Source organism: Hymenobacter sp. ISL-91, assembly GCF_018613725.1.
Lineage (GTDB): Bacteria > Bacteroidota > Bacteroidia > Cytophagales > Hymenobacteraceae > Hymenobacter.
The window spans coordinates 1-13,919 of the sequence record NZ_JAGGPS010000054.1 but is presented as its reverse complement, the minus strand read 5'-3'; the positions used below and the strand labels follow the sequence as shown (position 1 = coordinate 13,919).

Genomic DNA, 13,919 nt, shown 5'->3' with positions numbered 1-13,919 from the left:
GGGTTTGTTTTGCGGGGTGCCCGCTACGCGCTGAGCGTGGCCCGCTGAGCGGCAATGCCGGCCAGCGCGGCCGTGAGCACATCTACCTGGCCCTGCACCTGGGCGGCGTCCACGGTTTTTAGGAAGCGGTCGGTGCCGGCGCTGGTGCGGTTGCTGCGCATGATTTTCTTGCGCTGGGCCTGGAGCAGCTCCACGTTGTCGAGGGCATCCTGCTGCTGCTGGGGCGTGAGGCCGGGTAGGGCGGCCTGGCCCTGGGCCGTGAGAATCTCGCCGTCTTTCTTGGCCAGCGCCGCCGCGCCGCTGGCCTGGCTGCGGTCGGCGCGCGCGTCGGCCAGGTCGAGGCCGGTGTCGCGGTAGCTATAGGTTTTCAGCTCGAAGTTGACGTCGGCGGTGGCCGCGTCGCACTCGGCCCAGGTGGTGAGGAGGCTGTAATCGGGATTCATGGAAATAAAGGGTAAGAGGGTGAGAAAAAGGAATTTATCGCCCTCAAGATAGGCGGCTACGGTTTCGTTTGCAAGTAGGCCGGAAGCAGCGCCGTAGCCAGGGCTTCGGCCTCGGCTTGCAGGCCGGCGGCCTGGGCCCGTAGGCGGTGGTAGCGGGTAACCTCGGCGGCCGGCAGCGGCGCGGCCCGCTGGGTGAGCCAGCCCCGTAGCCAGCGGGCGTGGTCGGCGGCGCGGGCCGAGTCGGTAGGGTCGGCGGCCAGGGCCAGGGCGCAAGCCAGCGCCTGGGCCGCAGGCGTATCGGGGGCCGGGTCGGCAGGGTTTTCGGGTGGGAGCAGGGCGGGGCGGGCGGCAGCCCAGCGGGCGGCGACGTGGGCGCGGGTGGCCAGGGCGTCGGCCTGGGCCAGCAGGCGCCCGGCCCGGTGCAGGCACTCGCGGCGGCGCAGGTCGAGGTCGGCCGCGTCGGGCAGCTCGGCCGCGTTGGGGGGCAGCGGCGTACCGGGGCCGGGAACGGCGGGCGTTTCGGGTGGGGGCAGCTGGAGCAGCAGCGGCAGCAGGGCCGTGCGCACGGCCGCCGACAGGGGCCGGCGGCCGGTTTCCAGGTCGCGCACCAGCGGCGGACTGCTGCCCAGGTACAGGGCCAGCTCGGCCTGGGTAAGGCCAAACCAGGCCCGCACGCGGGCTATCAGCGAATCGGGAGAAGGTAAACGGGGCATTAGCGGGTTGTCTGCGCGGTTTCTAATTTAAATAACAAAAAACAGCGCGGAATAGCCAGGTTATTCTGCGCTGTTTTTGAAATAATTAAACTGAAACCGCGCAAAGGAGGGTGGTGCCTCCGGTTGCGCCAGACCTTTTAGGCCTGGGGCCAGACGGCGTACTCGGCCTCGGTGAGCCGCTGGGCCAGGCCGGGCTCCACTACCTGGGCTTCGGCGTAGCTCAGGCCATAGAGCAGGTACACGAGGTGGTCGAGGCGCTGGTCGAGGCGGCGGATGCGGGCTTGCAGCTGGCTTTGCGCCGTAGCCCCGGTGGCCGCCCGCAGCTGCGGGTGCAGCGCCAGCAGCTGCCCGACAAAGGCCACGACCGTATCGTGGTGCTGCTGGTCGGCGGGCTTTTTCAGGTCGAGGGCAGGGATGGGGAGCTTTGCAAGCTGATTAGTCCGAAATTTTGTAAAGGCTCCCTCTGTCAACTCAAAAGCCGTCTTTTTAATAAAATAGGTCGAAATTCCAGAGTTAAGGATTCCAAGAAGGAACGTATGTGAAAGGCTAGAATTATTATCTTTTAAATATATAGCATACAAAGAACTCAAAACGTAATGATGCTTAGTATCAAGAGTCGCGGTGATTCTTGAGCCAGTTTCACGTACTATTATTTTTTCAGTTTCATAAAAAGTTTTGTTAGCCCAATTTCTTGCTAGCCAAGGTCCATAATTCATATATAAGTTTGATTCAGCAGCTCCATATCTTTCAATTGAGCGACCTTTAAGAGTTGGTTTCCACGGGTCGCCAGGATTTTCGGTAAACTCCTTAACGTATCTTTTATCGTCACCAGTCTTTATACACTGCCTTAAAAAACATAGCTCGCCAAGTAGCTTACTTCCTTTTTGCATGGTAGTGAAGATTCCGGCTGTTTCCTCATCACCAGTGAAGATGTCAATTGTAGACGCTGCCCCTTTTCCAAGGTTCGCTTGTATAGATGAGTAGTCAAAAGCAGCAGTCAAGGCATCCTTCGATATCACCCCCTTCTTGATGCCGACAAGATTTTTTGCATATTCATTCTTAAGCTTTTCCTTCGCTAGGATAAGGATACATGTGTGAACTGTCGGGTCTTCAAAAACAGGGAATTTAAAACTGATTATCTGTTTAATAGCTGTTTTATTAATTAGAAGCTGCCGCGCCTTAGATGAGTAAAGATTAGTAAGTATAGGTGCTGGGATAATGTATCCCATTTCACCTGTTGTACTAAGCATATTTACCCCTTTCTCTAAAAATAACTCATAAAGGTCAGTTCGTCCCTGAACTACAGTGAAATGCCCCTCAAAGTATTTTTTTAAAATATCATCCTGCACCAGAGCATACGGCGGGTTGCCAATCACGGCATCGAAGCCACCTTGCCGGAACACGTCGGCAAACTCGTCGCGCCAGCTGAAGGGCTTCACGGCGCGCTCGGTGCCGGGGGCGAAGTCCAGCTCGCCGTCGTAGAAATCAATATCGACCAGCGAGTTGCCCACCCGGATGTTCTGGTCGATGGTGGGCAGCACCCGCTCCAGGCCCAGGCTCTGCTGCATACTGGCCGAGGTTTCGCCTTCGAGGCACTTGAGCAGCAGCGAGAGTTTGGTGACTTCGACGGCCTGCTCGTCGAGGTCGACGCCGTAGAGGTTGTTGAGCAGAATGGTTTTTTTGACGGCCGTAGTCAGGTGGCCGTCGGGGGTGAGGGCCTTGCCGCTGCCGGGGGGGCGGGCGGCCGGGCCGCCCTTTTTGGCCGGGCCGGCCGGGGCCAGCGTGGGCGGCAGGGCGGCTTTGGGGTGGGTCTGGTAGTAGTTCAGGTGCCAGTCGAGCAGGAACTGGTAGGCCCCGAGCAGGAACGAGCCCGAGCCGCAGGCCGGGTCGACGATGCGCAGCCTGGCTACCTGCTGGGGGCTGCTGCCCTCGCAGAGCTTGCCCACGGTTTGCTTCACGATGTACTCGACGATATAGGCGGGGGTGTAGAACACGCCGCCGGCCTTGCGCACCTCGGGCTTCTCCTCGATAACCACCGTGCCGTCGGCCTGCAGCTCGATGACCTTGCCCAGGAACCGCTCGTAGGCCGAGCCCAGGATGTCGGCCCCGATAACCGAGAATTCATAGGGCGACTCGGGGTAGTAGAGGCCGTTGATGAGGGGCGTCAGCACGTCGTCGCCCAGCTGCACCTTGGCCGACAGCTCGTCTTTGCCCAAATCGAAGAGGCCGGAGTTGTAGCGGTTCTGGGCCTCGCGGAAGCGGCCGAGCAGGGCTTTATATATGCTACCGTCTTTGCCCTTGGTTTTGAGCACGGCCTGCAGGTCGCCGTAGGCTTCCACGCCGCGGTCTTCGGTGATGCGCAGGAAGATGAGCCGGTCGAGCAGCATCTGCACCAGAAACCGGAGCTGCTCGGCATCGAGCCGGGGGTTGCGGGCGGCCAGGCCCCGGGCCAGGGCGGCGCGCATCTGCTCCAGCGTATCGAGAAAGGCCCGATCCACGGTTTCCTTGCCCCGGCGGTTGGAGCCGCTGGCCACAAACCGGTCGAGGTTGCCGCGCAGCACGCTTTCCTTGCTGAAGTTGTCCCAGAGGAAATCGAACTTGTCGGCGTACTCATCGAAGGTGAGGTAGTGCAGGCGGGCCTTGCGGGCCTTGTCTTTGGGGTCGGGCTGCACGGTGCAGTCGTAGACGGCCAGCTCCTCGAAATCGGTGAGCAGGCTCAGGACCATTTTGGCGTTCCAGCCGTAGCGGCGCACCTGGTAGGCGGGCTGCACGTCGTCTTTGATGTCGACGCTGGGCTTTTTGGCTTCCAGGAAGAACAGGTTTTGGCCGCCGGGCAGCCGGAAGAGGTAGTCGGGGGCCTTGGTGGCTTTGCCCACCCGCACTTTGGCTTCGTGCACCACCTCGCAGTAGGCCGAGGAGGCGCCGTTGTCGTTGTTGACGTCCCAGCCCAGGGCTTTGAAGAAGGGGTTGATGTAGTGAATCCGGACTTCGGTTTCGCTGTATCGGCCGCGCTTGTAGTCGGGCAGCTGGTGGGTAAAGTTCTCGACGAGCCGGGCAATTTCGAGCCGGGCCTGCTCTTTGGATAGCGGTTGAAACATGCCGTGAATAGGGTAGGAGCGCCGGGCGAAACTGCCGCGCCGGAGCCAAGCTAAGCATAGCCGCACTACGGGGCAAGCCGGGGCGAGACTTAGGTTGCCCTCCGCGTTGCGCCTCACCCCCCGGCCCCCTCTCCTGTTGAGGAGAGGGGGCCGGGGGGTGAGGCGCCCGTAAGGAGCAAGGCGCCGGCAGCTCTGGGCAGCTTTCGTACCTTAGGCGCATTGCACGGTAAGTCACCCAGCCGGCATCGTCCCTAAAAAGACGAAGCCCCGGCTGCTAGAACAGCCGGGGCTTCAGGATGTGGGTGGATAAAGCACCTTACAACCTACGCTACATGGGTAAACGTGCAAAACGGAAGGAGACCGGCAAGGCTGGTACTCTTTCTCTTCTCCTGGAGCTGTGTAAAGCAGCGGTAGGAGGGGCAATCCGGGCCGTGGTCAGCCACTGGCTCGGACACTAGAACAGTGGCGGCGGTCAGCGTTTCGGCGTTGGCCGCCGTTTGCGGTTATTATGAAAGCTGTGAAAGGAGTACTTACAGAGCTTTCATTACTTACAAACATACAGAAGTTAGGGGCAATATGTTCGATTTTTTCGCTGGTGCGGGTGGCATCTAAGATGATAGGTAAACTCCGCCCCGCACACCAAACCACCCGCGCGCTGCGTTAAAACCCGTGAAAACGCCCATTCCGGGGCAACCCCGGCCGAACTTTTCGCTACTTTTGGGTTCTGCCCGCCGCCGCCTACCGGGCGCGGGGCCTCTTCTGCGCAACTCCTCCTAGATGAACCTATTTCCCCGTCTGGCGCTGGCCGCCACCCTTGGCGCCGCCGCCCCGCTGGCCGCCCTGGCCCAGCAAACCCAGGTATTTACCAATGATGAGCGCTTTTTCCAGGAAGGCCTGGAGCTGTTCGACAAGGGCAAGTACGGGGCCGCCCAGCAGGCCTTCCGGCAGTACCAGGGCCAGGTAGAGCGCCGCACCGGCCAGCTGGCCCCCGGCCGCCTCGCCGATGCCGAATACTACGACGCCGTGGCCGGTCTGCAGCTGCTGCACCCCGACGCCGAGGACCGCATCCTGGCCTTTGCCGCCAACAACCCGGCCCACCCCAAAGCCAGCCAGGCCTATTTCGAGCTGGGCCGCTTCTACTTCAATAAGAAGGACTACGTGCGGGCCATCGACTACCTGCAGAAGGTGGGCCCCGACAACCTGAGCGAAGACCAGCGGGCCGAGTCGGAGTTCAAGCTGGGCTACAGCTACTTCGCCCAGAAGGAGTTCGACAAGGCCCGGCTGCAGTTCGACCGCAACAAGGCCGGCAACCACCAGTACCGCTACGCCAGCGCCTACTACGCCGGCTACCTGGCCTACCGGGCCGGCGACTTCGAAGGCGCCCGCCGTGACCTGGACGTGGCCGGGCAGAACGACGCCTACAAGCCCGTGGTGCCCGCTCTGATGGCCCAGATTCTGTACAAGGAAGGCGACTACGACGGCCTGATTGCCTACGCCCCCGAGGCCCTGCGCCAGACCCCGCCGCCCCAGAGCGCCGACGAAATCCAGCTGCTGCTGGCCGACGCCTACTACCAGAAGCAGGATTTCAAGGAAGCCGCTGTGTACTTCGATAAATACGCTGTCGGCCGCAAGAAGCTGGAGCCCGAGGTGCAGTACAAGGTGGGCTACGCCAACTTCCGGCAGGATGACTTTAAAGGGGCCATTGCCAGCCTGAAGGGCGTGGCCGCCCGCCGCGACTCGCTGGGCCAGAACGCCGCCTACCACCTGGGCCTGAGCTACCTGAAAACCAACCAGAAGCAGCTGGCCCTGAATTCGTTTGGCGCCGCCCGCCAGCTCACCTTTGATAAGAACATTACCGAAAACGCCACCTTCAAGTACGCCCAGGTGAGCTACGAGCTGGGCAACTCGCCCGAAACGGTGGCCGCGCTGCGCGACTTCCAGAAGCGGTTTCCGCGCTCCAAAAACCAGCCGGCCGTCGACGAGCTGCTGAGCGAAAGTTTCCTCAACTCCAGCGACTACGCCCAAGCCCTCAACTACCTCGACAAGCTCGACGACCGGAGCGCCAAGCTCAATGCCACCTACCAGCGCGTGGCCTACCTGCAGGCCGCCACGCTCTACAACGACAACCGCTACCAGGAGGCCCTGCCACTACTCGACAAGAGCCTGCGCTACCCCGAAGACGACGCGCTACGCGCCGCCGCCCAGGTGCTCAAGGGCGACATCTACTCGTACGGGCAGCAATATGCGCCCGCCATTACGGCCTACCAGGCGGCGGCTCGCACCAGCCGCCGCGCCGGGGCCGCCGACACCGACTTCGACCAAAAGGCCCGCTACGGGCTGGGCTACGCCTACTACAATACCAAGGACTACGGCCAGGCCCGCCAGCAGTTCCAGGCCTGGCTGCGCGACCCGGTGGCCAAACCTGCCGATGCCAACTACTATGACGTAACCCTGCGCCTGGGCGACCTCGCCTACCTGGCCAAGCAATACCCCCAGGCCCTGGAGCAATACGAGCAGGTAATTAAAGCCAACGCCGCTGACAAAGACTACGCCTACTACCAGAAGAGTGTGGTGCTGGGCCAGCTGGGCCGTCGTGATGAAGCTGCCGCTACCCTCAGCACGCTGCTCAAAACCACCCCCGGCTCGCGTTACGCCGACGACGCGGTGTACCAGCAGGCCCAGCTCGATTACGAAACCGGCGAATTCCAGGCCGCCGTCAACGGCTTCTCGCGCCTGATTACGAACCGTCCCAATTCGCCGCTGATTCCGCAGGCGTTGCAGAAGCGCGGCATTGCCTACCAGAACCTGAACCAGCAGGACAAGGCGGCCGACGATTTCAAGCGGGTGCTGCGCGAGTTTCCGCGCACTAAATCGGCCCAGAGCGCTATTTATAGCCTCCAGGAAAGCCTGAGCGCCCAGGGCAAAACAGAGGAGTTCGACCAGTACCTGGCCCAGTTCCGGCAGCAGAACCCCGACAGCAAGGCCGCCGAGAGCGTGGAGTTTGAGGCCGCCAAGTCGCTGTACCTGGCCGAGAAGTACGCTCAGGCTATTCCGCGCCTCGAAGGCTACCTGAAGCAGTACCCCAGCACGGTGCTGGCCGCCGACGGCCGTTATTTCCTGGCCGACTCCTACTTGCGTACCGACCGTAAGGCTGAGGCCCTGCCGCGCCTGAAGGCCGTGGTGGAGGAGAATAAGAGCGAGTTCGTGAACCGAGCCGTGGGCCGACTGGCCGACCTGGAGTTTGAAAACAGGAACTACGCCGAGGCCGCCAAATACTATGGCCGTCTGCGGGAGGTGTCGCAGAACAAGCGCGAGGTGGCCAACGCGGGTATCGGCCTGCTGAAAAGCTCCTATGAGGCCGGCGACCTGGAAACCACCCGCCGCGTGGCCACCGAACTGCAAACCCAGGGCGGGGCCGCGCTCAATGCCACCAACCTGGCGTTGCTCTACCTGGGCAAGGCCAGCCTGAAAACCGGCAACCTCGACCAGGCCGCCACCGAGCTGACCACGGCCGCCACCACGGCCAAGGATGAGAGTGGGGCCGAAGCCCAATACCTGCTGGCCCAGACGCTGTTTCAGCAGAAGAAGTACCCCGAAGCCCTCGACGCCGCCTACAAGAGCAACGCCGACTTCGCCGCCTACGACCTGTGGCTGGGCCGCGCCTTCCTGCTGATTGCCGACATCTACAAGGAGCAGAACGAAATCTTCCAGGCCCGCGCCACGCTCAACTCCATCATCGACAACAAATTCCCGGTGGCCGAAGTGGTGGCCGGTGCCAAGGAGCGCCTCGCCACTTTACCCGCCGACTCTACCACCCCGGCGGCGCCGGTAACGCCCGCGCCCACCAGCAAAGGCGCCCCCAAAACCACCAAGCCCAAGGTGCCCGCCCGCAACTCCCTCACGGCCCCCGCCGACACCACGGCCACGCCTCGTTGACGGGTGTAGAGACGCATAATTGCGNNCGCAATTATGCGTCTCTACACCGCTGGTTTAGCCAACCATGCGCATCAATCTAATAATCAGCTTTAAAATAGGAGAGAGGCACTAGGAAATCAGGCTATCAGAAACGATACCCTAAGCCCTAAGTCCTAACTCCCCAAGCCCCCAACATGACCCATAAACTGCTGGCTGCTGCCGCCCTGCTAACCGTTGCCGCCCCGGCCTTTGAGGCCCGGGCCCAGCGGACGCCCGGCAAGATTGAGGACGCCGAAATCGAGATTGTGAAGGAGCGGGTGAATGAGCTGCCCACGGCTACCCGCAACTTCGAGAAGGTGAAGATGGAGGCGCCGGCCAAAACGCCCACGGCCCCCAACTACACCTACCCCGACTTCCGGCTGCCGGCCGACAAGCTCAACCCCACGGTGCGCGTGCTCACCATCCGGCAGGAGCAGCTGCCCGAGCTGAGCGGCAACTACCTCAAAGCCGCCATCGGCAACTACGGCACCGCCTACGGCCGGGCCTACCTGCACAACAACCGCTCAGAAAACGCGAGCTACGGCCTCGATTTCAAGCACCTCTCGTCGAGCCGCGGGCCTGTCGACCGCGAAAACTCGCGCCAGAGCCAGACCAGCCTGGGCCTGAACGGCGAAACCTACAGCGGCCCGCTGGTGCTGGGCGCCAAAGTGAACCTGGGCCGCGAGCGGTACAATTTCTACGGCTACAACCGCAACGTCATCGAGCTGCCTGAGGCCGACAGCCTCAAACAGGTTTTCAAGCGGGCCGGCGTGCTGGTATATGCCCGCAACCGGGCCCGCGACGCCGCTTTCCAGTACGACTTGGGCCTGGGCTATAACTACTGGTCTGATGCGTTTAAGGCCAGTGAAAGCAACGTGTACGCCACGCTCCGCTCAACCTATAAGCTGACGGAAACCAGCCGCGTGCGCGTCGATGGCGACGCGTCGTTCATCTCCCACAAGGATTCGTTGACCGACACCCGGCCCTTCTTCCAGGTGACGCCGGCCTTCGAAACCACCCTCAACCGCCTGAGTCTGCGGCTGGGCGCCACGCTGGGCTACACCGGCGACACCATTACCGACGCCCGCCAGTTTAATGTGTACCCGGCGCTGCGGGCGGCCTATACCGTTAGCGAAGACAAGTTTGTGGTGTACGCCGGGCTGGGCGGGGGCATTCAGCGGGTTACGCTGTACGACCTGAGCACCGAAAACCCCTGGCTGGCCCCCAACGTGCGCGTAGCCGACACCCGCCGCGGCCCCACGCTCTACTTTGGTTTTGATGCCGCGCCTGCCCGCGCCCTGGAGGTAAAGGCCCGCGTAACGCTTTCCAACGACCGGAACCTGTACTTCTATAACAATTCGGCCCGCGACACCACCAAGTTCGAGTTGGTGTACGACCAGAAATCCACCCAGCTGTTCAACCTGCACGCCGAGTTGATGTACACCGCCGCCGAGAAGCTGCGCCTGGGCCTGAAGGCCGATTACAACGGTTACAACGTGAAAACGCTGGCCCAGCCCTTCCACCGGCCCAAGTTTCAGTCGGCGCTGTTCGGCTCGTACAACTTCTACGACAAGCTGCGGGTTGGCGCAGAGCTGTACACACTGAGTGCCAGCTACGGTACCGGCCTGCGCTCCGGCGGCACATTCCCCGGTGGCAGCCTAACCCGCGAAGCCCGCCTCACCGACACCGTTATCGACCTGAACCTGCGCGGCGACTACCAGCTGACGGAGCAGTTCTCGGTTTTTCTACTGGGTAACAACCTGCTGGGACGTAGCAACATGCAGTACCTCAACTATCCGGTGAAAGGCCTCAACGTGCTGGCCGGCGCAAGCTACCAGTTCTAGTATAAAAGTGCTTACAAAGTGGTGAGAAGTGAGTACAGAGAAGTGGGTTTGTTCTCATTTCTCACCTCTCTATACTCACTTCTCACTTTATGATTCCGTACATTTCGGTTTCTGTTTCCTGCTCCGACTGACTCCCTACCTATGCTAGCCGACCATATCCGGGCCCTGCTCCAGCACCACGACTGCGTTATTATCCCTGATTTTGGGGGCCTGATTGCCGACTATGCGCCGGCCCGTATCCATCCGGTGCGCCACACGCTGGCCCCGCCGGCCAAGCGCGTGGCCTTCAACCAGAGCCTGACCCGCAACGACGGGCTGCTGGTGGATGCGCTGAGCGCGAAGCTGAGCGTGAGCACGGCCCAGGCCCGCGAGTTGGTGCAGCAGGCTGTGCAGCGCATGCAGCAGGAGCTGGCTGCCGGCAACCGCACCGAGCTGGGCGGTATCGGCACCTTCCGGCAGGCGCCCGGCCGGGGCCTGGAGTTTGAATACACGGGCTCCGAAAACCTGCTGGGTGCCAGTTTTGGGCTGCCCGAGCTGGTGTCGCGGCCGGTGCGGGCCACCGATGCGCTGCTGGCCCGCGAGCGGCCCGCACCGGCTCCGCAGCTCCGCAGCCGCCGCCTCGGCCGGGTATGGCGCATGTTGGGCGTTACGGCCATTGCGGGCCTGGTGCTGTCGGCCAACTATATGTTTGCCGACCTGGCGGGCTACCTGCCCGATGCGCTGCAGGGCATCTCATTGGCGCGGCCTACCGCCCCTGTACCGGCTCCGCGCCAGCAGGCCAGCCTGAGCAGCGCCGCAACCCACCTTTCCGAAAACAGTGTTACGCAACCGGCCAGCGAGCAACTCGCCGCGGCCCCGGAGGCCGATGAATGGTCGGGTGCTGCGGCCAGCGCTACGCCGGTTGCCGCGGCCTCTGCCGCCGCCCCGGCTCCGGCCAGTAAGCCCGCTGCCGTGGTAGCCACCCTGCCCGACCAGGGTACCAAGCCGGCGGCCCCGAAAGCAGCAGCCAAGCCTGCCACGAAAGCGCCGGGCTGGGAAAAGGCTGCCGCCACCAATGCAACTGCCGGGGCTTCGGCCGCGACTGTTGCTAAGCGCACGGGCCGTTACTATGTAATTGCCGGTTCGTACACTTCGTTGGCCAACGCCGAAAAAGGCCGCCAGGCCCTGGTGCGGATGGGCCACCCGGCCCGCGTGCTGCTGCCCGCTCCCGGCAGCCGGCAGTTCATGCTTTCGGCCGCCGATTTCCCCGACCGCACCTCCGCCGACCGTCAGGCCAGCATCCTGCGCAAGCGTATGGGCGACCTATGGATCAAGCAGTATTAAAACCAGTGCTTAGTTGCTAGTGCCTAGAAACTCGTCATCCTGAAAAAGCCGTATGTTTCCCCGGCAGCCCGCGTCAGGACGAACCGGCTGCGGGGAAACATACTGGCTTCGTCAGGATGACGTTCTTTTAGTGCCAGCCCAATCACTAAGCCGCCATTTGTATCAGCCTACGCACTCTTAACCAAGCACTACGCCCTAACGAATGACGCTTCTGTCTCTGTTTCTGCAACTTCAGGTAGGCGACCCCACAGCAGTACCTGCTGGCTCGCCCGCCGCCGCCGACTCGGCCGTGACGGCCGCCAACCAGGCCGTAGCCGAGGCTTCGGGCCTCTCGCTGATTGACCTAGTAATAGCCGGTGGCTGGATTATGGTGCCGCTATTTCTGCTGCTCTTCCTCACGGTGTACATCATGCTGGAGCGCTACCTCACCATCCGTAAGGCCGGAGCCGTGCCCGAGTCGTTTATGCCCGGCATTGGCAACCTGATGGTGAAGGGCGACCTGCAGGGAGCCAAAATGCTCTGCGCCCAGAACCCCACGCCGCTGGCCCGCATGATTGAGAAGGGCATCCGGCGGGTGGGTTTGCCGCTGAGCGAAATTGAAACCAGTGTAGAAAACGTGGGTAAAATCGAAATTGCCCGCCTCGAAAAGAATATCAACGTGCTAGGCATTGTGGCCGGCATTGCGCCCATGCTGGGTTTTGTGGGCACGATTATCGGTGTAATCAAGATTTTCTACGCCATTAGCTCGACCGGCGACTTCGGCATTGCCCAGATTTCGGGCGGTCTTTACACCAAAATGGTTACCTCGGCCGCCGGCCTCATCATCGGCATCATTGCCCACATCGGCTACCACTGGCTCAGCATCATGGTCGAGCGCATGGTGTTCCGCATGGAGCACTCGGCCGTCGAGTTCATGGACATCCTGCAGGATAATTAATGAGATGCTAGTTGTCAGTTGTTAGTTGTCAGGCCGACACAACTGACAACTGACAACTGACAACTAGCAACTGACAACTAGCGACTCACCGCATGAATCTTAGCCGGCGCCGTAAGCTCTCATCCCACGTCGAGACCAGCTCGATGAACGACATCATGTTCTTTCTGATGCTGTTCTTCCTGATTGTATCGACGATGGTGAACCCGAACGTGATTAAGCTCATGCTGCCCAATGCCCGCTCGGGTAAGCAGGCCATGAAGCAGCCCATCACCATTTCGGTCGACGGGGCTGGTACCTACTTCCTCGACCGCACGCCCATCACGCCCACCGAGCTGGAACCCGAACTGGCCCGCCGCATCACCGGCCTCGAGAGCCCTACTGCCGTACTCAGGGTAGATGCCTCGCTGAACGTGCAGAAGCTGGTTGACATCCTGGAAATCGGCAACCGCCTCAAAATTAAAATGGTAATGGCCACCCAGGCCCAGCAGGGGAAATGAGTTGTCAGTTGTCAGTTGCTAGTTGTCAGGCTGTTTAGCGAAGGCCTACTGACAACGACCAGCAGACCCCTCATCACTGACAACTGACAACTAAGCACTAACAACGAAAATGGAATACCGCGAAGAACACCGGCGCGAAGCTTTACTAGGAACCGTGGTTTTCCATGTGGCCCTGGCTGTGCTGTTCTTTTTTGCCGTCTTCAAGGGCCCCGACCCACCCCTGGAAACCCTGGGGGGCGATGGGGTAGAGCTCAACTACGGTGTAGACGAGGTAGGCTCGGGTGATATCCAGAGCCAGGCCCCGGCCAACGAGTCGAAAAACCGCGAGGACAGCCGCCCACCGGCCGCCCAACCCGACCCGACCCCACCGCAGCCCACTGCCCAACCCGACCCCACGCCGCCCACCGAGCAGCGCGTGGTAACCAGCGAGGCCGAGGAAAGCCCCGTATCGGTGCCGCCGAGCCCCAAGCCCGCTCCGCCCCGCGAGGAGGTGAAGCCCACGCCCGAGCCCGTGCGCCCGAAAGTAGACCAGCGGGCCGTGTTCACGCCCCGCGCCAACCGCGCCGACGGCGGCGGCAACGGCGTAAACGGCACCAGCAACGCGCCCACCGGCAACAACAACGGCGACAACCCCGGCACTGTGGGCGACAAAGGCGACCCCCGCGGCACCTACGGCGGCACGGCCTACTCGGGCGAGCCCGGCAGCGGCGGGCGCGGCACCAGCCCCGGCAGCGGCGGCCTCGATATGGCCGGCTGGGCCTTCGTTAACCGCCCCACGGCCCCGGCCATCGACAACACCTCGGGCTTTATCCGCTTCAGCATCAAGGTAAACGCCGACGGGGAAGTGGAAGCCGTGCGCAAGGTATCGGGCAACGTGTCGCCGGCCCAGGAGAAAGCCTGCCGCGACGCGCTGGAAAGCGCCGAGTTCCGCCGCACCAACTCGGCCAACGGCGGCGCCACCGGCTTCTACACGTTCCGGTTCACGGTACGGTAGGTATCTGAGCTGTTAGCGGAACGGTGTAGGGGCGGGGCTTGTCCCCGCCCGCCCTCAGAGCGATACGTTAATCCTGTTTGGAGGCCCTGCAAAGTCCTTGCTAACGGCGGGCGGGG

The 13,919-nt window shown here is 62.1% G+C and carries 9 protein-coding genes; 6 read left to right on the top strand and 3 right to left on the bottom strand.

Annotation, left to right across the window (positions count from 1 at the left end; genetic code table 11):
- Positions 1 to 23: 23 nt before the first annotated feature.
- From J7E24_RS17495 to J7E24_RS17485, 3 genes are all read right to left on the bottom strand, one after another.
- Positions 24 to 443 carry a hypothetical protein gene (locus J7E24_RS17495; RefSeq protein ID WP_215139408.1) on the bottom strand — a complete coding sequence of 140 codons (420 nt, stop codon included), beginning with the start codon at positions 441 to 443 and terminating at the stop codon, positions 24 to 26.
- Between the two features lie 56 nt (positions 444 to 499).
- Positions 500 to 1,156, bottom strand: coding sequence for a helix-turn-helix domain-containing protein (locus J7E24_RS17490; protein WP_215139407.1), 657 nt, complete (start codon positions 1,154 to 1,156; stop codon positions 500 to 502).
- 137 nt (positions 1,157 to 1,293) lie between these two features.
- Complete coding sequence (locus tag J7E24_RS17485; RefSeq protein WP_215139406.1) at positions 1,294 to 4,254, bottom strand: Eco57I restriction-modification methylase domain-containing protein; 2,961 nt, start codon at positions 4,252 to 4,254, stop codon at positions 1,294 to 1,296.
- Between the two features lie 777 nt (positions 4,255 to 5,031).
- Here J7E24_RS17485 and J7E24_RS17480 point away from each other — a divergent pair.
- The 6 genes from J7E24_RS17480 (at position 5,032) to J7E24_RS17455 (ending at position 13,803) form a co-directional block, all read left to right on the top strand.
- The gene (locus J7E24_RS17480; RefSeq protein WP_215139405.1) at positions 5,032 to 8,190 is read left to right on the top strand and encodes a tetratricopeptide repeat protein; all 3,159 of its coding nucleotides are present in this window, start codon (positions 5,032 to 5,034) and stop codon (positions 8,188 to 8,190) included.
- A 173-nt stretch (positions 8,191 to 8,363) separates the two neighbouring features.
- Positions 8,364 to 10,052 carry a hypothetical protein gene (locus J7E24_RS17475; RefSeq protein WP_215139404.1) on the top strand — a complete coding sequence of 563 codons (1,689 nt, stop codon included), beginning with the start codon at positions 8,364 to 8,366 and terminating at the stop codon, positions 10,050 to 10,052.
- A 141-nt stretch (positions 10,053 to 10,193) separates the two neighbouring features.
- Positions 10,194 to 11,375 (top strand): HU family DNA-binding protein, encoded by a 1,182-nt coding sequence (locus J7E24_RS17470; protein ID WP_215139403.1) that lies wholly within the window; start codon positions 10,194 to 10,196, stop codon positions 11,373 to 11,375.
- Between the two features lie 202 nt (positions 11,376 to 11,577).
- On the top strand, positions 11,578 to 12,312 hold the full coding sequence (locus J7E24_RS17465) for a MotA/TolQ/ExbB proton channel family protein (RefSeq protein WP_215139402.1): 735 nt from the start codon (positions 11,578 to 11,580) through the stop codon (positions 12,310 to 12,312).
- Positions 12,313 to 12,404: 92 nt separating this feature from the next.
- Positions 12,405 to 12,809 carry an ExbD/TolR family protein gene (locus J7E24_RS17460; protein WP_215139401.1) on the top strand — a complete coding sequence of 135 codons (405 nt, stop codon included), beginning with the start codon at positions 12,405 to 12,407 and terminating at the stop codon, positions 12,807 to 12,809.
- A gap of 109 nt (positions 12,810 to 12,918) precedes the next feature.
- Entirely contained in the window at positions 12,919 to 13,803 is an 885-nt protein-coding gene (locus J7E24_RS17455) for a hypothetical protein (RefSeq protein WP_215139400.1), read from the top strand.
- The last annotated feature ends 116 nt before the right edge of the window (positions 13,804 to 13,919 follow it).

Excerpts from the sequence above, each read along its gene's own strand:
- J7E24_RS17470 (WP_215139403.1), top strand. The coding sequence starts at position 10,194 with ATGCTAGCCGACCATATCCGGGCCCTGCTCCAGCACCACGACTGCGTT.
- J7E24_RS17495 (WP_215139408.1), bottom strand. The coding sequence starts at position 443 with ATGAATCCCGATTACAGCCTCCTCACCACCTGGGCCGAGTGCGACGCG.
- J7E24_RS17485 (WP_215139406.1), bottom strand. The coding sequence starts at position 4,254 with ATGTTTCAACCGCTATCCAAAGAGCAGGCCCGGCTCGAAATTGCCCGG.
- J7E24_RS17465 (WP_215139402.1), top strand. The coding sequence starts at position 11,578 with ATGACGCTTCTGTCTCTGTTTCTGCAACTTCAGGTAGGCGACCCCACA.
- J7E24_RS17455 (WP_215139400.1), top strand. The coding sequence starts at position 12,919 with ATGGAATACCGCGAAGAACACCGGCGCGAAGCTTTACTAGGAACCGTG.
- J7E24_RS17460 (WP_215139401.1), top strand. The coding sequence starts at position 12,405 with ATGAATCTTAGCCGGCGCCGTAAGCTCTCATCCCACGTCGAGACCAGC.
- J7E24_RS17490 (WP_215139407.1), bottom strand. The coding sequence starts at position 1,156 with ATGCCCCGTTTACCTTCTCCCGATTCGCTGATAGCCCGCGTGCGGGCC.
- J7E24_RS17480 (WP_215139405.1), top strand. The coding sequence starts at position 5,032 with ATGAACCTATTTCCCCGTCTGGCGCTGGCCGCCACCCTTGGCGCCGCC.
- J7E24_RS17475 (WP_215139404.1), top strand. The coding sequence starts at position 8,364 with ATGACCCATAAACTGCTGGCTGCTGCCGCCCTGCTAACCGTTGCCGCC.